Annotated in this window: 20 protein-coding genes and 1 pseudogene; 16 read left to right on the top strand and 5 right to left on the bottom strand. The window is 60.0% G+C overall.

The features are described 5' to 3' along the window. Nucleotides 1-1,087: retention module-containing protein (locus tag ORL50_RS27665; protein ID WP_266019793.1), on the bottom strand; the 1,087-nt coding region annotated here is incomplete at its 3' end. Nucleotides 1,088-1,632: 545 nt separating this feature from the next. Between ORL50_RS27665 and ORL50_RS29235 the strand changes: the two are divergent. The 14 genes and pseudogenes from ORL50_RS29235 to ORL50_RS27600 form a co-directional block, all read left to right on the top strand. After that, nucleotides 1,633-1,775 (top strand): annotated as a pseudogene (locus tag ORL50_RS29235) (TolC family outer membrane protein); the annotation flags it as partial. 42 nt (nt 1,776-1,817) lie between these two features. Next, nucleotides 1,818-3,974 carry a type I secretion system permease/ATPase gene (locus ORL50_RS27660; protein ID WP_266019792.1) on the top strand — a complete coding sequence of 719 codons (2,157 nt, stop codon included), beginning with the start codon at nt 1,818-1,820 and terminating at the stop codon, nt 3,972-3,974. After that, nucleotides 3,964-5,331 (top strand): HlyD family type I secretion periplasmic adaptor subunit, encoded by a 1,368-nt coding sequence (locus ORL50_RS27655; protein ID WP_266019790.1) that lies wholly within the window; start codon nt 3,964-3,966, stop codon nt 5,329-5,331. Before ORL50_RS27660 ends, ORL50_RS27655 begins: the two co-directional genes overlap by 11 nt. A gap of 304 nt (nt 5,332-5,635) precedes the next feature. Continuing rightward, complete coding sequence (locus ORL50_RS27650) at nt 5,636-6,523, top strand: TauD/TfdA dioxygenase family protein (protein WP_266019789.1); 888 nt, start codon at nt 5,636-5,638, stop codon at nt 6,521-6,523. Between the two features lie 17 nt (nt 6,524-6,540). Beyond that, complete coding sequence (locus ORL50_RS27645; RefSeq protein WP_266019788.1) at nt 6,541-7,566, top strand: ABC transporter substrate-binding protein; 1,026 nt, start codon at nt 6,541-6,543, stop codon at nt 7,564-7,566. Nucleotides 7,567-7,571: 5 nt separating this feature from the next. Further along, nucleotides 7,572-8,432 carry an ABC transporter ATP-binding protein gene (locus ORL50_RS27640; protein WP_266019787.1) on the top strand — a complete coding sequence of 287 codons (861 nt, stop codon included), beginning with the start codon at nt 7,572-7,574 and terminating at the stop codon, nt 8,430-8,432. 20 nt (nt 8,433-8,452) lie between these two features. After that, nucleotides 8,453-9,319, top strand: a complete 867-nt coding sequence (locus tag ORL50_RS27635; RefSeq protein ID WP_266019785.1) for an ABC transporter permease — start codon at nt 8,453-8,455, stop codon at nt 9,317-9,319. A gap of 168 nt (nt 9,320-9,487) precedes the next feature. After that, nucleotides 9,488-10,408 carry a LysR family transcriptional regulator gene (locus ORL50_RS27630; protein WP_266019783.1) on the top strand — a complete coding sequence of 307 codons (921 nt, stop codon included), beginning with the start codon at nt 9,488-9,490 and terminating at the stop codon, nt 10,406-10,408. A 219-nt stretch (nt 10,409-10,627) separates the two neighbouring features. Then, on the top strand, nt 10,628-12,154 hold the full coding sequence (locus ORL50_RS27625) for an MFS transporter (protein WP_266019781.1): 1,527 nt from the start codon (nt 10,628-10,630) through the stop codon (nt 12,152-12,154). Nucleotides 12,155-12,179: 25 nt separating this feature from the next. Next, the gene (locus tag ORL50_RS27620) at nt 12,180-13,244 is read left to right on the top strand and encodes an HlyD family secretion protein (RefSeq protein WP_266019779.1); all 1,065 of its coding nucleotides are present in this window, start codon (nt 12,180-12,182) and stop codon (nt 13,242-13,244) included. Continuing rightward, nucleotides 13,241-14,821: an efflux transporter outer membrane subunit gene (locus tag ORL50_RS27615; RefSeq protein WP_266019777.1), complete on the top strand. Its 1,581-nt coding sequence runs from the start codon at nt 13,241-13,243 to the stop codon at nt 14,819-14,821. The genes ORL50_RS27620 and ORL50_RS27615 overlap by 4 nt, the downstream gene beginning before the upstream one ends. A 71-nt stretch (nt 14,822-14,892) precedes the next feature. Further along, complete coding sequence (locus ORL50_RS27610) at nt 14,893-15,402, top strand: sigma-70 family RNA polymerase sigma factor (protein WP_266019775.1); 510 nt, start codon at nt 14,893-14,895, stop codon at nt 15,400-15,402. Further along, nucleotides 15,399-16,355 carry a FecR domain-containing protein gene (locus tag ORL50_RS27605; protein ID WP_266019774.1) on the top strand — a complete coding sequence of 319 codons (957 nt, stop codon included), beginning with the start codon at nt 15,399-15,401 and terminating at the stop codon, nt 16,353-16,355. The genes ORL50_RS27610 and ORL50_RS27605 overlap by 4 nt, the downstream gene beginning before the upstream one ends. Before the next feature lie 100 nt (nt 16,356-16,455). Beyond that, nucleotides 16,456-18,921: a TonB-dependent siderophore receptor gene (locus ORL50_RS27600; protein WP_266019773.1), complete on the top strand. Its 2,466-nt coding sequence runs from the start codon at nt 16,456-16,458 to the stop codon at nt 18,919-18,921. Between the two features lie 201 nt (nt 18,922-19,122). Here the strand turns inward: ORL50_RS27600 and ORL50_RS27595 are convergent, their stop codons facing one another. Both ORL50_RS27595 and ORL50_RS27590 read right to left on the bottom strand, forming a co-directional pair. Further along, complete coding sequence (locus ORL50_RS27595; protein WP_266019772.1) at nt 19,123-19,881, bottom strand: slipin family protein; 759 nt, start codon at nt 19,879-19,881, stop codon at nt 19,123-19,125. Nucleotides 19,882-19,883: 2 nt separating this feature from the next. Next, nucleotides 19,884-20,414, bottom strand: coding sequence for an NfeD family protein (locus ORL50_RS27590; RefSeq protein ID WP_266019771.1), 531 nt, complete (start codon nt 20,412-20,414; stop codon nt 19,884-19,886). A 201-nt stretch (nt 20,415-20,615) separates the two neighbouring features. On the opposite strand from ORL50_RS27590, the gene ORL50_RS27585 reads away from it, so the two are divergent. Both ORL50_RS27585 and ORL50_RS27580 read left to right on the top strand, forming a co-directional pair. Continuing rightward, the gene (locus ORL50_RS27585) at nt 20,616-21,077 is read left to right on the top strand and encodes an aminoacyl-tRNA deacylase (protein ID WP_266019769.1); all 462 of its coding nucleotides are present in this window, start codon (nt 20,616-20,618) and stop codon (nt 21,075-21,077) included. 117 nt (nt 21,078-21,194) lie between these two features. Beyond that, nucleotides 21,195-21,443, top strand: a complete 249-nt coding sequence (locus ORL50_RS27580) for a DUF2789 domain-containing protein (protein ID WP_266019768.1) — start codon at nt 21,195-21,197, stop codon at nt 21,441-21,443. Here ORL50_RS27580 and ORL50_RS27575 read toward each other — a convergent pair. Both ORL50_RS27575 and ORL50_RS27570 read right to left on the bottom strand, forming a co-directional pair. Beyond that, nucleotides 21,440-21,724 (bottom strand): type II toxin-antitoxin system RelE/ParE family toxin, encoded by a 285-nt coding sequence (locus ORL50_RS27575; protein WP_266019766.1) that lies wholly within the window; start codon nt 21,722-21,724, stop codon nt 21,440-21,442. The two genes, ORL50_RS27580 and ORL50_RS27575, sit on opposite strands and share 4 nt — an antisense overlap. Further along, the gene (locus ORL50_RS27570) at nt 21,721-21,999 is read right to left on the bottom strand and encodes an antitoxin of toxin-antitoxin stability system (RefSeq protein WP_266019764.1); all 279 of its coding nucleotides are present in this window, start codon (nt 21,997-21,999) and stop codon (nt 21,721-21,723) included. Before ORL50_RS27570 ends, ORL50_RS27575 begins: the two co-directional genes overlap by 4 nt. Nucleotides 22,000-22,067 lie beyond the last annotated feature (68 nt).

Raw genomic sequence — 22,067 nt, 5'->3', positions numbered from 1 at the left:
TAGTCGAAGGCACCAGGTTTTCAAAGTTACCGCCAGTAGCGCCAGTAATAGTAGTGCTGACGGTACTGCCGTTTACATAAACGTCATTAGCAGGCGTTGGCACATTTACGGTGCCAGTGGTCTGGCCAGCGCCGATGGTGATGACCGAGCCATTGCTCAAGGTCACGGTAACCGGTGTCTGGGCCGGGTTGGTCAATGTCGCGGTGTAGGTGATCTGGCCGCCTTCAACAACAGTCGGGCCTGCGGTCAGGGTGACAGTTGTGGTGTCGACGGTGTCCGTCACCTGGGTCACGGCAGGGGTGGTCGGCGGTGTAACGGTGATTCCGCCACCGGTAGTGCCGGTGACTGTTACTTCGATCTGGCTCGGGTCGTTATAAACAGTGTCGTTCGGTGCCAGTGGCACGTTGACGGTGCCAGTGGTCTGGCCCGCAGGAACCACGATGACCGCGCCATTGGACAGGGTGATGGTCAGGTCGCTCAGAGGCGCTTGGCTCAGGTTCGCGGTGTAGACCAGTACACCGCCGGCCTCGGTGATGGTGGGCGTCGCGCCCAGGCTCAGCGTCGAGGTGAGAGGAGCATCGACCTCAGCGGTGTTGTTGGTGTTCAGGTTGTTAACAGTTTCCAGCGTGGTCAGCGGCACAGCGCCGAAGCCAGCGGTTGGAAAACCAACGGTCGGGTCGACCCGGCCAGCGGTTGCATCAAGCATTACAAAGCTGTGACCACCTCCCGCTGCGCCGCCATTGCTTGCGGCTGTTGGGCCCGCTGCGGTGGCTTCCAGGTCTTTGGTCGGGTCGGCGCCGGCAACGATGGCTTGTTGCAGCTCTTCAACCGATGGTGCGGCTTGTGCGGTGGCTTCGGCCAGGTCGGTGCTGGAGTCCGGCGCGCTGCCGCTCCATTGCGTCTCGCGACCCAGGTCCAGGGTGCGGCCGTCGGCCAGCTCCAGCGTGACCGCGCCGGACAGGCCGGTGTCTACCTGGTCGCCGACGAACAGGCGATCGCCTTCAACAAGCACGCGCCGGATGCCCTCTGGGGACACCACGAAAACTTGACCAACAATGCTTTTGACGATGGCAACAACACTGCTCATTGAAGACTCTCCGGGTGTCACGTTCAGTAGACTTCCATGGACCTGACGGCACTGTTGCCTAATCAGTCTGGACGCTCTTTCCTACAATAATAGTTACAACTTTGACGCTTTTTTGCGTCAATATTCTGGCTATATTTTTTCGATATAAACTATATGCCAAACTATTGACCTTATGGGTGCCATCCTAAACAATCGCCCGGGTAATGTCACATTGATATTCGTGCGTCGAGCGATGCCGAACCGTGTGATCCAGTACCCATTTTGAGCTTTCCGACAAACGGTCGTCCGTTGGCGTGAGATCCGCTGGAACTGCAGGTTTTGCACTGATTCAGGACAACAAATTATCGAATATCCATAGAGCAAATTTGCCATCGATGCGATCCCGAGCTTTTCTCGGGTTTGCTCGTTTTACATCGACTTGCCCGATTGTGGACACAGGCGAAATTGAGTCGTACCGCACGAAGTTCAGCAGTGTAGTAATTTGCTGTAGGCGGTTTCTGCGACGTGCCTCGCAGCCGCGCGTCAACAATCCGTGTTCAGTGCGCGTCAGACACATTCAGTTATTTACTCAATACCCAATCAAGGCGACCATGGGCAAGTTGCTCAAGAGCCAGGGAGTGGTCGCACCGTTGGCATCCGTTGTGCAAAACGACGTGAAGCCAAGGTCCAACTGCCCGGCACGGATTGAGCAGAACCTTAATCGTTCATTTGTTAGCCAAGAGTGCCGAGCGTGGAATCAGAAGTCAGTCGAGTTCATCTCATCCATGATCCACGCGCGTTGCATGACGATCCGTTACTGGACGGTCTGCTAGCCCTTTGCACGTTGCATCAGAAACCCGCCAGCGCCGCAATGCTGACCACCGGCCTGCCACTGCCGAAGCAGCGCCTTAGCGTCGAGTTGCTGCCGCGCGCAGCGGCTCGCGCCGGCCTGCAAGGGCGAGTGCTGGTGCGCAAGCTGGAGCAGATCCCGGAAATCGCAATGCCGGCGCTGCTGCTGCTCAAGGACGGTCGAAGCGCCGTACTGCTTGGGTGGCAGGGCGAGGACCAGGCCCGCCTGCTGTTGAGCGAAAGCGATGGCGGCGAAAGCCTGGTTGCTCGTGAACTGCTGGCCGACGATTACATCGGCAAAGTGTTCTTCGCCCAACCTCAGCATAAATTCGACGTCAATCACGGCACGCTGATCCCCCGCGCGCGGTCGTGGTTTCGCGACACCCTCAAGCGTTCACGCTGGCTGTATGCCGATGCGATTGCCGCCAGTTTCCTGATCAACATCATCGCTATGGCCGCGCCGTTGTTCGTGATGAACGTGTACGACCGCGTGGTGCCGAACCAGGCCGAGTCGACCCTCTGGGTCCTGGCTATCGGTATCTGCGGTGCCTACATGTTCGACCTGATTCTCAAGAGCCTGCGCAGCCTGTGCCTGGACCTTGCAGGTAAGAAAACCGATTTGATCATCTCGGCGACGCTGTTTGAGCGCATCGTCGGCATGTCCATGAAGTTTCGGCCAGCGCGGGTCGGCAGCTTCGCGCAGAACATTCATGAGTTTCAGAGCCTGCGCGACTTTCTCGCTTCGCTGACCCTCACCAGCCTGATCGACCTGCCGTTCACACTCCTGATCTTCATGGTCATCGCGATCCTTGGCGGACACCTGGTGTGGATCCCGGTGCTGGCCTTCCCGATTGCGCTGCTGATCGGATATGCGCTGCAGAAGCCGCTGGTCGCAACCATGGAGCGCACCATGGCCCTTGGCGCTGAGCGTCAGTCGAGCCTGATCGAGACCCTCGCGGGCCTGGATGCGGTGAAGGTCAACAACGCCGAAAGCGAACGCCAGTACCAGTGGGAGCAAACCATCGGCACCCTCAGCCGCCTTGAGTTGCGGGTGAAAATGCTGTCTGGCCTGGCGATGAACATCACCTTGCTGATCCAGCAGCTCGCCGGGGTGATCATGATCGTGTTCGGTGTGTACCAGATCATCGCCGGCAACTTGAGCATGGGCGGCCTCATCGCCTGCTACATGCTCAGTGGCCGCGCGCTCAGCCCGTTGGCTTCGCTGTCCGGCCTGCTGACCCGCTATCAACAGGCGCGGGTCACCATGACATCGGTCGATCAGATGATGGAGTTGCCGCAGGAGCGTAATTTCGAAGAGCGTCCGCTGAGCCGCAAGGTGCTGCAGGGTGGCATCGAATGCCGTCAGCTGAATTTCACCTACCCGCACCAACAGAACCCGGCGCTGAAAAACATCAACCTGGTCATCAAGCCGGGCGAGAAGATTGGCATCATCGGTCGCAGCGGCTCGGGCAAGAGCTCGCTGGCCAAGCTGATCGTCGGCCTGTATCAACCGGACGACGGTGCATTGCTGGTGGACGGCGTCGACATTCGTCAGATCGACGTCAGTGAGCTGCGCCACAGCATTGGCTACGTGGCCCAGGATATCCAGCTGCTATCTGGAACACTGCGCGACAACCTGGTCTCCGGCGCGCGTTATGTGGAAGACGAAATGGTCCTGCAAGCCGCCGAACTGGCCGGCGTGCACGAGTTTGCCCGCCTTCACCCTCAGGGGTATGAGTTGCAGGTGGGTGAGCGGGGGCAAAACCTGTCTGGCGGCCAGCGGCAGAACGTGGCCCTGGCCCGAGCCCTGCTGCTCAACCCGCCGATCCTGTTGCTCGATGAGCCGACCAGCGCCATGGATAACACCGGTGAAGAACGCCTCAAGCAACGCCTCGCAGCGGTGATTGAAAACAAGACCGTGGTGCTGGTAACGCACCGTGCTTCGCTGTTGTCGCTGGTTGATCGCCTGATCGTCATCGACCGCGGGCAGATACTCGCCGATGGGCCGAAAGCCGTGGTGATGGAAGCGTTGAAAAAGGGGCAGATCAGTGTTGCTTAAGTCCGGGATCAAAGGTTCTATCCGCCGCTATTTCAAAGGCTCCGATTCACTGCACGGGCAGCCGCTTCCCGAGGTCAACAAGGCCCTTATCGAAGATGCTCCGCGCGTGGTGCGGCTGACCATCTGGGGCATCATTGGCTTTTTCCTGTTCCTCCTGATCTGGGCCAATTTCGCGGTGATCGACGAGGTCACCAAGGGCGACGGCAAGGCGATTCCTTCGTCGAAGATCCAGAAAATCCAGAACCTCGAGGGCGGTATCGTTGCCGAGCTGTTTGTCTCGGAAGGGCAGATCGTCGAGGCCGGTGCGCCGTTGATCCGCCTGGACGATACGCGCTTCGCCTCCAACGTCGGCGAAACCGAAGCCGATCGCCTGGCGATGCTGCTTCGTGTGGAGCGCCTGAGTGCGGAAGTCGATGATCGTCCGCTGAAATTTCCGGCTGACGTGCTGAAGGCCGTTCCGGGTCAGGCCGCCAGCGAAGAGTCGCTGTACATCAGCCGTCGCCAGCAATTGCACGATGAGATCGGCGGCCTGCAGGAACAGTTGATCCAGCGCCAGCAGGAGTTGCGCGAATTCACCTCCAAACAGTCCCAGTACCGAAACGGCCTGGCCTTGCAGCGTCAGGAAATCAACATGTCCGAGCCGCTGGTAGCTCAGGGCGCAGTCTCGCCAGTCGAAGTACTGCGGCTCAAGCGCGCCGAGGTTGAAACCCGTGGCCAGCTTGATGCCATGACCCTGGCTATCCCGCGCGCCGAGTCGGCGATCAAGGAAGTCGCACGCAAGATTGACGAGACCCGCGGCAAATTCCGCAGCGAAGCCCTGACTCAGCTCAACGAAGCACGCACCGACCTGAACAAAGCCCAGGCTACCGGCAAGGCGCTGGAAGACCGGGTCAGCCGGACCCTGGTCACATCGCCGGTACGCGGTATCGTCAACAAGCTGCTGGTGAACACCATCGGTGGCGTGATCCAGCCGGGCAGCGATCTGATCGAGATCGTGCCGCTGGATGACACCTTGCTGGTGGAAGCGAAGATTCGCCCGCAGGACATTGCGTTTCTGCATCCAGGGCAGGAAGCGACGGTGAAGTTCACCGCCTACGACTACACCATCTACGGCGGTCTCAAAGCCAAGCTGGAGCAGATCGGTGCGGACACCATCACCGATGAAGACAAGAAAACCACCTACTACATCATCAAGTTGCGCACTGATAAGAGCCACCTGGGCACGGATGAGAAGCCGTTGCTGATCATTCCCGGGATGGTGGCTTCGGTGGATATCATCACCGGCAAGAAGACGGTGCTGAGCTATCTGCTCAAGCCGATTATTCGGGCGCGGGCTGAGGCGTTGCACGAGCGGTAGATCTCGAGCGCAGCTGGTGGCCGCATCGCGAGCAGGCTCACTCCTACACGGATTCATGTCGTTCACGCGATCCACTGTAGGAGCGAGCCTGCTCGCGATAGCTGTATCCAATAGCGCCACGCATAAAGCCATATCGTTATTCACTAACGGTATTTAAATTTCGATTCTTATATCTATAAAGTCACTCCCCTGCGTACCTGCCGACCAATCGGCGCGCCGCACGACACGAACCAACACGGGACCTCCGTGAGTTTCTTGATCGACGCGCGCGCCTTTGAGCGTGCCGTGCGTGGGAGTGATTTTTATGTCCGCCGTATCCGCCTCCAGCAGCATCGCGCCACAAACCTTCGACATTCGCCCGTTCACTGGCGCTGTCGGTGCAGAAATAATCGGACTGGACTTGTCTCGCCCGATCAATGATCAGGACTTCGGCCGAATCCACCGGGCGCACCTGGATCATCACGTTGTGGTGTTCCGCGACCAACGCATCACCCCCGAACAACAGATCGATTTCAGCCGCCGGTTTGGCGTGCTGCAAATTCATGTCCTCAAGCAGTTCCTGCTCACCGGTCACCCGGAAATTCTCATCGTTTCCAACATCATCGAAAACGGCCAATCCATCGGCCTCGGTGACGCTGGCAAGTTCTGGCACTCCGACCTTTCCTATAAAGAACTGCCAAGCCTGGGCTCGATGCTGCATGCCCAGGAGCTGCCGTCCGAAGGCGGCGATACGCTGTTCGCCGATATGCACAAAGCCTGGGACAACCTGCCGGACGCGCTACGCAAAGCCGTCGAAGGGCGCTCGGCTGCGCATTCGTACACAGCGCGCTATAGCGAGACCAAATTCGAAGGCAACTGGCGTCCGACCCTGACGCCGGAGCAGCTCGCCCAGGTTGCCGAAGTTGTGCATCCGATCGTCCGCACTCATCCGGAAAACGGGCGCAAGGCATTGTTCGTCAGTGAAGGCTTCACCACGCGCATCGTCGGCCTGCCGGAAGACGAGAGCAAGCAGCTGCTGGCCGAGCTGTACGCCCACAGCGTGCTTGAGCAGAACATCTATCGCCATCAATGGCACTCCCACGACCTGGTCTTCTGGGACAACCGCTCGCTGATCCACCTTGCCGCCGGATGCCCAAGTCATCTGCGCCGCAAGCTGTATCGCACCACCATCCAGGGCGACGCGCCTTTCTGATTTGCCGGAGAAACACCATGTCCAGACGTCTTCCATTTGCACCCCTGGCCGCCGCCATTGGCCTGGGTTTCAGTTTGATCACCGGTAGCCTGGTGGCGCCGAGTGCGGCCCATGCCGAGGGCGAAATCCGCATTGCTGAACAGTTCGGCATCGTTTACCTGCTGCTCAACGTGGTCCGCGATCAGGGCCTGATCGAGAAACATGGCAAGGAGCAGGGTGTTGATATCAAGGTCGACTGGACTCAGTTGTCCGGAGGCGCGGCGGTCAACGATGCATTACTCTCCGGCTCCATCGACATTGCCGGGGCCGGTGTCGGGCCGTTGCTGACCATCTGGGATCGCACCCACGGCAAGCAGAACGTCAAGGCTGTGGCCTCCCTGGGCAACTTCCCGTACTACCTGGTGAGCAACAATCCCAAGGTCAAGACCATCGCGGATTTCACCGAAAAGGACCGCATAGCGGTGCCGGCGGTGGGCGTGTCGGTGCAGTCGCGTTTTCTGCAATACGCGGCGGCCAAGCAATGGGGAGACAAGGAATTCAATCGCCTCGACAAGTACACCATTGCGCTGCCCCATCCAGACGCCACGGCCGCGCTGATCGCCGGTGGTACGGAGCTGAGCGGGCATTTCTCCAATCCGCCGTTCCAGGATCAGGCCCTGGAAAATCCCAACGTGCACGTGGTGCTCAATACCTACGACCTGCTGGGCCCGAACTCGCCGACCGTGCTATTCGCCACCGAGAAATTCCGCGACGAGAACCCCAAGACCTACAAGGCCTTTGTCGACGCGTTGACCGAAGCGGCGCAGTTTGCCCAGAACGACAAAGGGGCAGCGGCTGATACCTACATCCGCGTGACCAAGGCAAAAATCGACCGGGCCGCTTTGCTGAAAATCATCGATAACCCGCAGTACGAATTCAGCGTCACGCCGAAAAATACCTATCCACTCGCCGAGTTCCTCTACCGCGTCGGCGCGATCAAAAACAAACCGGACTCCTGGAAGGACTATTTCTTCCAGGATGCCAAACCGCTGCAGGGGAGCTGATCGAGATGAATGCCCCTTTGCAAGGCCACACGGTCAGCAAGCCTAACGCAGCAACCGAGGCGTTGCTGTCGGTCGATAAAGTCAGCCTCGAGTACCGCACGCCGCAGCGCGTGGTTCGAGCGACCCACCAAGTGAGTTTCGAGATCGATCCGGCCGACCGCTTCGTGCTCCTTGGTCCCTCAGGTTGCGGCAAGTCCACCCTGCTCAAGGCCGTCGCCGGGTTCATTCAGCCTTGCGAAGGCGAGATCCGCCTGCAAGGGCAGACGGTGCATGCGCCGGGCCCGGACCGCATCGTGGTGTTCCAGGAGTTCGACCAGCTACCGCCCTGGAAGACCGTGAAGCAGAACGTCATGTTTCCACTGCTGGCGTCTCAAACCCTCAAGCGCAAAGAGGCTGAAGAGCGAGCGCTGCACTACCTCGACAAGGTCGGTCTGGGTGCGTTCGCCGATGCCTATCCGCATACCCTGTCCGGTGGCATGAAAGCACGAGTCGCCATCGCCCGCGCCTTGGCCATGCAACCAAAAATCCTGCTCATGGACGAGCCCTTCGCCGCCCTCGATGCCCTGACCCGACGCAAAATGCAGGAAGAGCTGCTGTTGCTGTGGGAAGAGGTGCGCTTCACCTTGCTGTTCGTCACTCACTCCATCGAAGAGGCATTGGTGGTGGGCAATCGCATCCTGCTGTTATCGCCCCATCCGGGCCGGGTGCGGGCCGAAGTTCACAGCCATCAGTACGATTTGCACAGCCTCGGCGGATTGGAATTCCAGGCGTCGGCGCGACGAATTCATCGGTTGCTGTTCGATGAGGGTCAGTCGCCGGAAGCCGAGCGCGAGCTGGATTTTTCCGATATCCGCATCGCTTATTGAGCCATTGAGAGGAGTGCCCGATGAGCCTTTTATCATCTGCGCGTGAAGAGTTTGAAACTGACCTGCAGCCACTGTTAAGTGTGCCGGTGGAGCGTGAATTGCCCTTGCGGCAACGCCTTTGGCAGCAAGGCTGGCTGCGCAAAAGCCTGATCCTGATACTGCTCGCAGTACTGTGGGAAGTGATTGCGCGAATCCAGAACAACGACCTGTTGCTGCCCAGCTTCGTGCAAACCGCCAACGCCTTGTATGGCGGCCTGCTCAGCGGCGAATTGCTGGGCAAGGTGTGGATCTCGTTAGTGGTGCTGCTCAAGGGCTACCTGATCGGTATCGTCCTGGCATTCGGCTTGACCACCCTGGCGGTCTCGACCCAGTTCGGTCGCGACCTGCTCAGCACCCTGACCTCGATGTTCAACCCGTTGCCGGCGATAGCCCTGCTGCCACTGGCGCTGTTGTGGTTCGGCCTGGGGCAGAACAGCCTGATTTTCGTGCTGGTGCATTCGGTGCTGTGGGCATTGGCGCTGAACACCTACGCCGGCTTTCTCGGAGTCTCGGAAACCCTGCGCATGGCCGGGCGCAACTATGGCCTCAAGGGCATGCGCTTCGTGCTGTTCATCCTCATCCCGGCAGCGCTGCCGTCGATCCTCGCCGGATTAAAAATCGGCTGGGCGTTTGCCTGGCGCACGTTGATCGCTGCCGAGTTGGTGTTTGGTGCGACCAGTGGCAAGGGCGGCTTGGGGTGGTACATCTTTCAGAATCGCAATGAGTTGTACACCGACAAGGTGTTTGCCGGGTTGGCAGTGGTGATTCTGATTGGGTTGCTGGTGGAGAATCTGGTGTTTGATTCGTTGGAAAGGGTGACGGTGAAGCGGTGGGGGATGGTGCGGTAAGCCTTCACCTCTCTTAACCTGTGGGAGCAAGCCTGCTCGCGATTACCGTAACGCTGTTTAACTGATCAACGCGTCATCGTTCATCGCGAGCAAGCTTTGCTCCTACAGGGTGCGTCTTCACTGTAGGATTGCGGTTGAGTCAATCCTGATCGTTTACGAGTGCTCAGTATGCAACTGCCGGACATGAACCTCTTGGTCGCCCTCGACGCCCTGCTCGACGAAGGCAGCGTGGTTGGTGCTGCGCGGCGGATGAACCTCAGCCCGGCGGCCATGAGCCGGACGTTGACGCGTATCCGCGAGGCCATTGGCGACCCGATCCTGGTGCGCGCGGGGCGTGGCCTGGTGCCGACCCCCAAGGCGCTGGAGTTGCGCGAACAGGTGCGGGATGTAGTGGAGCAGGCGTCGTTGCTGTTTCGCTCGGCGGATGATGTGGACCTGGCGAGTCTGCGCCGACGCTTCAGTATTCGCGCCAATGACTTTTTTGTCGGGGTGTATGGCGGCAAGCTGTTCGACACCATGGAGCGCCAGGCCCCGCATTGTGAGCTGCGCTTTGTACCCGAGGGTGACGGTGATGACGAGGCCTTGCGCGAGGGGCGGATCGACTTGAGCGTCAGCAACAATCGCCCGCTGATGCCGGAAGTGAAGGTGCAGAATCTTTTCGCCACGCACTTCGTCGGGCTGGTGCGTGAGGATCATCCATTGTTCGATGAAGAGATCACCGCCGAGCGATACGCCGGGTTTTCCCATATCAGCATGTCCCGTCGCGGCATTGCCCGTGGGCCGATAGATACCGCGTTAAATGCATTGGGCCTGGAGCGACGGGTGGCAGTGATTGCGCCGAGTTTCCATGCGGCAATGTTTGCGCTGCCGGACTCCGATTTGATCCTGCCAGTGCCCAAGGAGGCACTGCTGAGCATCCGGCGTCTGGGCCTTAAGCTGCGCTCGTTCACCCTGCCGATTCCGCTGCCGACCATTATGCTGACCCAGGCCTGGCACCCACGGTTTGACAAGGATCCGGCGCATCGCTGGCTGCGCGAGACGTTGAAGTCCTGTTGCGATGAGACCTGGCTGGCTGCGCAGCCGGGCTGAGGGTAACCCCCCTGTAGGAGTGAGCCTGCTCGCGATGGTGGATCAGGTACATGAGTGCCGGCTGACACACCATCGCGAGCAGGCTCACCCCTACAGGGACCCAATACAACCGTCTATTGCTGCACCACGCGCACTTATAACCTGCCAATAAGTTGATTTTCGTCAGCTACGACCCTCCCTAAGATATCCGGGTACTCAAATCCCCGGAGCCTGCTGTACATGACTTCCCTCACGGTCCCGGCACCTGTCGCCACGACCGCTGCTTCGCCCCCGGTATTCGGTCCGCGAATCATCATCGGCCTCGTCGGCGTGCTGATTGCCGTGCTGGTGTCTGGCCTGAACGAGATGGTCACCAAGGTGGCCCTCGCCGACATCCGCGGCGCATTGGCCATTGGTTACGACGAAGGCACCTGGCTGGTTGCCAGCTACACGGCCACTTCGGTGGCGGCCATGGCCTTCGCACCCTGGTGCTCGGTGACATTCTCCCTGCGCCGGTTCACGCTCTGGGCTATCAGCGTGTTCACTGTGCTTGGGGTGCTCTGCCCGTTTGCCCCGAACTACGAAAGCTTGCTGGTGATGCGCACCTTGCAAGGACTGGCGGGGGGAGCGCTGCCGCCGATGCTGATGACCGTCGCCCTGCGGTTTCTGCCGGCCAACGTGAAACTGTATGGCCTGGCGGGTTATGCACTGACCGCCACCTTCGGTCCCGGCCTTGGCACTCCGCTGGCCGGACTGTGGACCGAGTATGTCGGCTGGCAATGGACCTTCTGGCAAATCGTCGCGCCGTGCCTGATCGCCATGGCCGCCGTGGCATACGGCTTGCCCCAGGACCCATTGCGCCTGGAGCGCTTCAAACAGTTCAACTGGCGCGGCCTGCTGCTGGGGTTTCCGGCGATCTGCATGCTGGTGATCGGCATCCTGCAAGGCAATCGCCTGGACTGGTTCGAGTCGAGTCTGATCTGCACGTTGCTCGGCGGCGGGTTGCTGTTGCTGGTGCTGTTCCTGATCAACGAATGGTCGCAACCCATGCCGTTTTTCAAGATGCAGATGCTTGGCATCCGCAACCTGGCCTTCGCCTTGATGACCTTGGCCGGGGTGCTGATCGTGCTGCTGGCGGTGGTCATCATTCCGTCGAGCTACCTGGCGCAGGTCCAGGGATATCGCCCGATACAAACCGCGCCGATCACGTTGCTGGCAGCACTGCCACAGTTGATCGCGCTGCCGCTGGTAGCGGCGCTGTGCAACCTGCGTTGGGTCGATTGCCGGTGGGTACTGGGCGTCGGCCTGAGCATGTTGGTGCTGTCCTGTATCGGCGGTTCGCACCTGACGTCGGAGTGGATTCGCGACGATTTCTACGTGCTGCAACTGCTGCAGATTTTCGGCCAGCCCATGTCCGTTCTGCCGTTGCTGATGCTGTCCACCGGCAGCATCAGCCCGATGGAAGGGCCGTTCGCCTCGGCCTGGTTCAACACCGTCAAGGGCCTGTCGGCGGTGATCGCGACCGGCGTGATCGAGGCGCTGACTACGGCCAGACAACACTTCCACTCGACCATGCTGGTCGACCGGCTCGGCAATTCGCCCCTGGCTGACGGTGACAGCGCCGGCCTTGCTCACCGGTTGCACCAGCAGGTGGTCGTGCTCACTGCAGCGGATCTTTATCTGTGCATGGCCGGTGTCGCGCTGGCGCTGATCCTGCTGATTTTTTGGCTGCCGACGCGGATTTATCCGCCCCGGGCCCCGACTTGAACGCTCCACGAAACAGAAGGTTTTTATGACGACTCTCTCCAGGAAAAAAGTGGCCGTCGGCATCACTGCGGTGGCCGCGCTCGGCGTGTTGATTTACCTGCTGGCGCCCGGGCTGTTCGGCAAACGTACGCACCAGACCACCAACGATGCTTTCGTGTCTGCGGACTTCACCCTGGTAGTCCCGCGCGTGGCCGGGTTCATCAAGGAAGTGCTGGTGGAAGACAACCAGCAGGTCAAGGCAGGGCAATTGCTGGCGCTAATCGATGACCGCGATCTGCGCGCTGCGGCACAAGCCGCCGACGCTGAAACCCTGGTCGCCAGGGCTCAATTGCAGAATGTGCGGGCAACTCTGGAACGCCAGGCGTCGGTGATCGCCCAGGCGCAAGCGGGCTTGGTATCAGCCAAGGCGGAGAGGGCTTTCGCCGAACATGAACTTAACCGTTACAACCACCTTGCCGGCGTTGGAGCCGGCACGGTACAGAACGCCCAACAGGCGCGGACCCGTATCGATCAGGCTTCGGCAAAGCTGGCAAATGTCACGGCGGTATTGGCTGCGGAGCGCAAGCAGGTGGACATCCTCATCGCCCAGCGTGATGCGGCTGAAGGTGGCCTCAAACGTGCACAAGCGGCACTGGAAATCGCCAGCTACGAACTCTCCTATACCCGCATTGTTGCGCCTCAGGATGGCATGGTCGGTGAGCGGGCCGTGCGAGTCGGTGCGTACGTCACGCCAGGCAGCAAGATCCTCGCGGTGGTACCGCTGGCGCAGGCTTATGTAGTGGCCAACTTTCAGGAAACTCAATTGACCGATGTGCAACCCGGGCAGCAGGTTCAGGTGCGCGTTGACAGTCTGGACGGCCAGGCGCTGACGGGACGCGTCGAAAGCATCGCACCGGCCACCGGGGTGACGTTCGCCTCGATCAAGCCGGACAACGCCACGGGTAACTTCACCAAGGTTGTCCAGCGGATTCCGGTGAAGATTGTGCTTGATCCGGGCCAGCCGTTGGCCGAGCGGTTGCGGGTGGGGATGTCGGTTGAGGCGAGTATCGACACCGCCGCGGCGCAGAAGCATGAGGTGGCACAACGATGAAGATGTTTGTTGATTGGGCCGACACCTTCGCGAGCAAGCCCGCTCCCACAGTTGATCTGTGTCCAAGCACAGCTCGGGGGAACGACTCAGGTCCCCTGTGTGAGCGGGCTTGCCCGCGAAGAGGGCGCATGCCACAACTCACTCTCTGTGCCTTACTGGTAATGGGCCTGTCAGCCTGCACAGTCGGGCCTGATTTTCAGAAACCGCAGTCACAGCAAATTGCCGACTGGGCGCAACCCACCAAGGCAGCCGCCAGCCAGGCAGTCGCCGAAAACATGGACGAGCGCTGGTGGCAAGTTTTCAACGACCCCAAGCTGTCAGCACTCACCCAGCGCGCCCTGACCGATAACCTGGACCTCAAGCTTGCCAGCAGTCGCCTGCAGCAAAGCCGCGCCGCCCGCCAGGTCATCACCGCCGACCGTTACCCCAACTCCGCTGCCACCGGCAGCTATGCACGTAAACGCAACAGTGGTAAGGGGCTGAACGATCCCTCTGGCAATAACGGCGACTCGGCCTTCAACTTGTGGGATGGGGGCTTCTCGGCGTCCTGGGAGCTGGACTTCTGGGGCCGGGTGCGACGCGAGACCGAAGCTGCCGATGCCACCCTCGAAGTCGCGGAAAATGATCGTCGTGGAGTGCTGCTGTCGGTCCTCGCGGAAACCGCCCGGGACTACATCCAGTTGCGCGGAGTGCAAGGCACCCGAGCCGTCACCGAACAGAACCTCGAAGTCGCCCGGCACAGCCTCAAGCTTTCACAACTGCGCCTGGCTGACGGCGTCGCCACGGACCTGGATGTCGCCGAGGCAGCTGCGCAAGTTGCCGCTATCGAGTCGCGCCTGCCAGCGCTGGAGCAACGCCAGTCGCAGCTGATCAACGCGCTGAGCCTGTTAATGGGTGAACCGCCACATGCGCTATCGGCGCAGTTGTCCGCCGATGCGCCCGTGCCGCAATCCCCAAGCCAGATCGCGATCGGCTTGCCCTCGCAACTGGCCGAGCGACGTCCGGACATTCGTCAGGCCGAAGCACGCCTGCACGCTGCTACCGCGAACATCGGCGTGGCCAAGGGCGATTTTTACCCCCGCATTACCCTGTCGGGGAACATCGGCTCGCAAGCGATGCAATTGAGTGATTTCGGTAGCTGGGGTTCTCGCGCATTCGGCATTGGCCCGCAGTTTAGCCTGCCGCTATTCGACGGTGGCCGCCTGCGCGGCGTGCTTAACCTGCGCGAAGCTCAGCAACAGGAAGCGGCCGTGGCGTACCAGCAGACAGTCCTGCGCGCCTGGCACGAGATCGATGATCAGCTGAGCGCCTACAACACCAGCCAACGCCGTCGCGACAGCCTGGCCGAAGCCGTGCGCCAGAACCAGATCGCGCTGACCACCGCACAACGTCAGTACGTCGAAGGCGTCGTCGATTTCGTCAACGTGCTCACCGTCCAGGGCGAGTTGCTGGCAACTCAGGAGCAATGGGTGGAGAGTTCGACCGGGGTGTCGTTGGCGATGGTGGGTTTGTACAAGGCATTGGGTGGGGGGTGGGAATCGGTGTATCCGCTTGAGGCAGCCACAGTCAGCCGTTAATCAACACTCTTTTGCCAGTTGCTGCGTAAAGTGTAATGATAATTGCTATCAATCACACGCGTAGACCACCCATGGACGCAGCAACTGACGGCAACGACTCTCTCCATCGTCTTTACCGCGATAACCATGGCTGGTTGCAAGGCTGGCTGCGTAAGCGCCTGGGTGATCGTGAGCATGCGGCGGATGTGGCGCAGGATACGTTTTTGCGCCTGCTGGTGTCCGGGCGTTTGCCCGGCCCGCTGGAGAGCCGCAGTTATCTGACGCAGATTGCCCGTAACCTGGTGATCGACCAGTGGCGGCGGCTGCGGATAGAGCGCGCCTATCTGGAAAGCATCGCGCATCTGCCGGAGCCGGAATCCCCTTCGCTCGAAACCCGCGCCATGATTCTCGAAACCCTCACCCAGATTGACGCGATGCTCGACCGCATGCCGGATAACGTGCGCCAGGCATTCCTGCTGTCGCAATTCGAGGGGCTGAGCTACGCGCAGATTGCCGAGCGGCTCGGGGTCACGGTGAGTTCGGTGCAGAAGTACATGACCCGGGCGATCCTGGCCTGCTACCAGCTGGTTTACGAATCATGAGCCGGGCGCCTGATGCACCGATCGATAGCACGATCGTCGAGCAGGCCAGTGAATGGTTGATGCTGCATTGGGGCGGTGAAATGAATGCTGAGCAGCGTCAGGCATTCACTGCCTGGCAGCGCGCTCACCCTGAGCATCGGCGCGCCTGGCAACGATTACAGCAGCTACAGGAAACCTTCGGTGCGGTGCCAGCAGGGTGCGCGCGGGCGGTGCTGCGTGACAGTCCCGACCCGCAGCGGCGCGCAGCGTTGAAAATGCTCGGCCTGTTGCTGGTCGCCGGTGGCAGTGGTTATCTGCTGCAGAGCCAGGTGTCCTGGCGTTCCGCCTTCGCCGAGCATCGCACGGCAACGGGTGAAATTCGCCACATGACTTTGAGCGATGGCACTCGACTCGACCTCAACAGCAACAGCGCAATCGACGTGCGTTTCACGCCGCAGGAGCGCCGCATCCGCCTGCTCAGCGGTGAGATCCTGCTCACCAGCGGGAACGATCCGGTGCGTCCGTTGATAGTGGAAACCCCCAGTGGCGATGTCCAGGCGTTGGGCACCCGTTTCTCCGTGCGAGAAATGGACGATGGCGCACGTGTCGAGTTGTACGAGGGGCAACTGCTCATCAGCCCGCGGCATGGCGCATCGGTGCATATGAATGCCGGTGACAGCCTGTGGTTCAGCGCCGGCGGTGCAGGCCAGAGACAACTGGCGAATCCGGATGACAGCAGCTGGAGTCAGGGCCGGCTAGTGGCCGAACGACAACCGTTGGGGCGTTTCCTGGCCGAATTGGCGCGTTATCGGCCGGGCTGGATTCGTTGCGACGAGGCAGTCTCGCAACTGCTGTTGACCGGGGTCTTCCCCCTCGACAACACCGATTCCGTACTGGCCGCGCTCGAACGCACCCTGCCGGTGCAGGTCGAGTCCGTGACCCGTTACTGGGTGACGGTGAAACGTCGCGCCTGACGCCAAAAAATTAATTGCAAAAGTGCTTGTCGGTTTTCTTGCCCCGTTCGGGATACCTCTTGAAAGCAAATCAAGAAGCATTCTCATGGGGAGCTCCGGAATGCCACACCACCCGACACAGAAGATTTTTCCTTTGAATGGCGTATTGCGTCGCGGCGTGTTCGCCACCTTGCTGGCGACCACACCGATGCTGCCGAACCTGGCCTGGGCTGAAGACTCCAACGTCAGCCAGGCTCGTCAATACAGCATCGGCGCGGGTAATCTCGATCAGGTGCTCAATCGTTTTGCCAGTGAGGCGGGGATTCTGCTGTCGGTGGACGCTCAGCTCACCTCGGGCAAACGTAGCGCCGGGTTACAGGGGCGTTACGATGTGGCGCAAGGGCTTGAACGGGTGTTGGCGGGCAGTGATTTACAGGCCGTTTATGCCCAGGGTGGCTGGTCGTTGCAGCCTGTCGCGCAGGGCGGCCCGCTGCAATTGGGCGCTACCCGGGTGAACGCCACCGAGGCACTCGAAAATGCCTGGGGCCCGGTCGATGGCATCGTTGCCAAGCGCAGCGCAACCGGGACCAAGACCGATGCGGCGCTGGTGGAAATTCCGCAAACCATCAACGTCGTCACCGCCGCCGAGATCAATTCGCGTAGCGCGCAGAGCGTCACTGAAGCCCTGCGTTATACGCCGGGCATCACCGGTGGCGGCTTCTCCGACCGGGTGAAGATATTCGATGAGCCGACCTCGCGCGGCTTCTCGCCCACGCCTTTGTACCTTGATGGCTTGCACCTGCCCTACGGCGGCGGCAGTACCGGTGGGGCGCTGCAGATCGAGCCGTATTCACTGGAACGCATCGAGGTGCTCAAAGGCCCGGCGTCGGTGCTGTACGGACAGAATCAGCCAGGCGGTATCGTCAATCTGGTTAGCAAACGTCCGACCGAGACACCGTTGCATCAGATCAAATTCGAGGCCGGCAGCTACGACCATAAAAGTGCGGCCATTGACCTCGGTGGCCCGCTTGATGATCAAGGCAAGTTCCTCTATCGCCTGACCGCCCTGGCCAACGACAGCAACGATGAAATCGATTACGTCGAAGAGCGGCGCCAGTTCATTGCGCCCAGTTTCACCTGGCGTCCAAGCGAAGACACCAGCCTGACGCTGTTCGCCCAGTACCAGAAAGACAAAGGCGTGCCCGAGGCCCAGGGACTTCCTGCCGTAGGTACGCTGTTCGACAACCCCAACGGCAAGATCGACCGCGACCTGTTCCTCGGAGAACCCGGCGTCAACGACTATCACCGCGAGCAGTACGCCTTCGGTTATGAGTTTTCCCACCGTCTGAACGACGTCTGGACTCTGAAGCAGAATGCCCGTTACGCCCGGGTCAATGATCACTACACCGCGCCCCTGCACGGTTACCGATTCGTCACCAATCCGATCACCGGGCAGAACGATCAGCGTTACCAGACCCGCTACGGTGTGGATTGGCAACAGGACAACAAAGTCTTCGGTGTGGATAACATCGCCCAAGCCGAATTCGACACCGGTGCATTCAGCCATACCGCCATCGTCGGCCTGGATTACTACCACTTCAATTCGAAATTCGACGGCCTGTACGACTACAACCCGCCGATCATCGACCTGTTCACGCCGACCTACGGCCAGCCGCTGAATTTCGGCAACAACTATCGCTGGGACAACACCATCACCCAGACTGGTTTATATGCCCAGGATCAGATCAAGCTCGATCAGTGGGTCTTTGTCCTTGGCGGTCGTTATGACTGGGCCGAGACCGACAACAAACAACCACTCAGCGGCGCTCATACCAGCAGCAAGGATGAAAAATTCACCGGACGCGGCGGCATCGTTTACCTGTTCGATAACGGCCTGGCGCCTTTCGTCAGCTATTCGGAATCGTTCCTGCCACTCAGTGGCACCAACGTCCAGGGCAAGGCGTTCGACCCGTCCACCGGCAAGCAGTACGAAGCAGGTGTGAAATACCAACCGCCGGGGCAGAACAGCTTCGTGCAGATCTCCGCCTATGAACTGGAACAGGAAAACATCCTGACCACCGACCTCGGCAACCCAGGGTTCAGCAACCAGAGTGGCGCCATACGCTCCAAAGGCATCGAGTTTGAAGCCAAGGCAGAGTTGACCGAGGCCTTCCACGTGATCGCCTCGGCATCGCGCAACGACATCAAGTACACCAAGGACAACGACGGCCGCAAAGGACGCCATCCAGCCGGCAATCCGCCACTGACTGCCGCGCTCTGGCTCAATTACACCCTGCTCGGTGACACCCCCCTGTCGGGCCTGGGGGCCGGAGTGGGCGCGCGTTATGCCCGGGGCAACTACGGCGATGACTACGAAGGCGCATTCCAGATTCCGTCCTACACCGTGTATGACGCCAGCTTGACCTACGACCTGGGCACTTCGGCATTGCGCCTCAAGGGCGTGAAGCTGGCGCTGAACGTGAAAAACCTGACGGACAAGGAATACGTTGCCAGTTGCCGGAGCCAGTGGGATTGCTACTACGGCGATGGTCGGACGGTGGTGTCGAGCCTGACTTACGACTGGTGAGGATCATTGCAAAACTCTGTTTAGCCGGCCTGGGGGGCTTGCAAGCGAACCACCCAAATTAAACAGCCCCCACAGATCCCTGTGGGAGCGGGCTTGCTCGCGAAAGCGGGGTGTCATCCTCCGCAAACAGCGCCGCACACACCGCCTTCGCGAGCAAGCCCGCTCCCACACTGCTTGCGTTAACAACACGAAATATATGGTTCAGCCCTTCCCCGACAAATCCGCCATCCCCTTCAGCAACTCAATCGGCAGGGGAAACACAATCGTCGAACTCTTGTCCCCGGCAATCGAGCTCAACGTCTGCATATACCGCAACTGCATCGCCCCAGGCTGACGGCCGAGCATCTCCGCGGCCTGCATAAGTTTTTCCGATGCCTGCAGTTCCCCCTCGGCGTGGATGACTTTGGCCCGGCGCTCGCGTTCGGCTTCAGCTTGTTTGGCGATGGCGCGGACCATTGATTCGTTGAGGTCAACGTGCTTGATCTCGACGTTGGCAACCTTGATGCCCCAGGCGTCGGTCTGGGCGTCCAGTACTTGCTGGATGTCGATATTCAGGCGCTCACGCTCGGCCAGCAGTTCGTCGAGTTCGTGTTTGCCAAGGACGGCGCGCAAGGTGGTTTGCGCCAGTTGGCTGGTGGCCATCAGGAAGTCTTCGACCTGAATGATCGCCTTCTGCGGATCAAGGACGCGGAAGTACAGCACGGCGTTGACCTTGACTGAAACGTTGTCACGGGTGATCACGTCCTGGGGCGGGACATCGAGGACCACTGTGCGCAGATCGACCCGTACCATCTGCTGGACCACAGGAATTAGCAGGATCAGGCCCGGTCCCTTGACTTGCCAGAAGCGGCCGAGCTGGAACACCACTCCGCGCTCGTATTCGCGCAGTATGCGAAAGGTCGATCCGGCCAGCGCAATCAGCAACAGCAGGAGCGCGGCAAAACCCAGTTGCAGGCCCATGGTTATTCTCCAGGCGGCGACGCATCAGCCGCAGCGACTTGCAGCAGTAATCCCTTGCGCGCCACCACCCGCACTCGCTGCCCGGGTTGCAGTGGCGTGGCGCTATGGACTTGCCACTGTTCTCCTTGCAGGTGCACCCAGCCGGTCAAGGTGTTGCCGGACTGCAAGGCGGTGATCGCAGTCACGCTGCCAACCAGCCCGGCATCACCACTGACAGTGTGCCGCGGTCGGGTTTTCAGGGCGTGTACCAGCAGGAAGACCAGCAGCAACCCACTGACCACGCCGAGGCCGATCATCATCGGCACCGGAACCTCGGTATTGGTCAGGATCACCGCACCAATGACGAACATTACGATGCCGCCAAGGCCTATGACCCCGTAGTTAGGCAGGGCCGCTTCGGCGATCAGGAAACCGAGGCCAAGGATGATCAGCCAGATGCCGATCGGGTTGGCTACCAGCACGATCGTGTCGGCCGCAAATGCCGATCCGCTCAGCGCCAGGAGTAATGCAGCCGCACAACGACGGGTGATCACGTGACCCTCCGGGAGAGTCAGTCAAAGGCTCTGTATTGAGTCTAGTCGAGGGCTCGGCTGGATGAATTTTGATCTATTTACACGCCGGCCCCGATGGGCGGATTTCCCGCGCGATTGCCCTGACGGGCCTAGACTTTTGTAATGGAACTAGCAGGTCTAACCATCGTCCGCAGGTCATCCATGCGGACACCGAGGTGCATCATGCGTATGGCAAGAACCGTGCAGAGCAGCCTGGAAAAGGCCAACTGCGAATTTGACATCGTCAGCCACCCTCACTCGGCGAGCAGCCTGGAAACCGCGCGTGTAGCCGGGATTCCAGCCGAACGGGTGGCCAAGTCGGTGATCCTGGATGATCACCATGGTCGTTACCTGATGGCCGTGTTGCCGGCCAGCCGCCACCTGGACTTGAGCAAGGTTCGCAGCAGCGGCGAGTGGCAGATCACCCGGGAAAGCAACCTGGCGCATCTGTTCAGTGATTGCGAGCGCGGGGCGGTGCCGGCGCTGGGTGAGTCTTATGGGTTGGACATGGTCATTGACCCACTGCTGACCCGGCAGAAAGATATCTATCTGGAAGCGGGTAACCACAACAATCTGCTGCACATGAGCGTGCCGCAGTTTCTGAAAATGGTGCCGCACGCGCAGGTGGTCGAGTTGAGTGATTGAATTCTGCGGCGGCAACAACAACTTTTTGCGAGCAGGCTCGCTCCCACAGGGGAAATGCGCTCAACTGTGGGAGCGAGCCTGCTCGCGATTATTTTTTGTTCATCACAGGAGCCAACAATGGAATCTCCAACACATAGCCTGCCATCTCTGTTCAAACAGCTGGGGCTGGCCGACGATCCAGTCAGCATCGACCAGTTCATCGCCACCCACTCGCCGCTCAAGCCGGAACTGCACTTGGCGGATGCGTTCTTCTGGAACAAGGCTCAGGCGGACTTCCTGCGGGACGAAATTCTGGATGACGCGGATTGGGCGGAGGTGGTTGATCAGTTGAATGTGTTGTTGCGGAAGGGGCGGGGAAGTATCTAGCGTTCTGTAGGCGGCCACTGTCGTGAGGTATGCACCAGGGCAAGTATCCAGACGGCATCCGAATCAAGCTGGTAGACCACGCGGTAGTTTTGATGGGGAATCAGCTCGCGAGTGCCAGAGATGATTCCGGCGGGCCCAATCTCGGGGAAGTCCCGAAGGCGAACAATGGCGTCGGCAAAGCGGTTGTCCATTTCTACTGCGGCTGTTGGATTCAAGTCGTGCAGGTAGTCCCAGATGTCTGCACGGTCCTGTGCGGCTGCGGGCGTCCATATTATCTTCATCCTTGGTCAGCTACCTGTGCACGCCTGGCTGCGAATTGCGCCTCTACCTCATCATTGCTCATGCCAACGCCAGCGCGCATGTCAACACGGGCGATGTCGACTTTGCGTTGCATGAAGGCTTCGTACTCGCGCGTTTCTTTTTGACGCTGTACGAACTGGCGCATCATTTCACGAACAATTTGCGATGCTGGACGGTGAGAGGCCTCCGCCTCGGCCATGAACTCTTCCCGGAGTTCATGTTCCAGTTTCATCGTGAAAACAGCTTGTTTGGACATGTCAGCATCCTCAGTGGCGTATCTACAAAGTATATACGTTTTTAGTACCGATCACGCTTCGCCCGACG

Origin of the sequence: Pseudomonas sp. RIT-562, assembly GCF_026241895.1 — a bacterium.
GTDB classification, from domain to species: Bacteria; Pseudomonadota; Gammaproteobacteria; order Pseudomonadales; family Pseudomonadaceae; genus Aquipseudomonas; species Aquipseudomonas mandelii_F.
The sequence above is the reverse complement of the archived record's forward strand: the minus strand, read 5'-3'. Positions and strand labels throughout refer to the sequence as shown.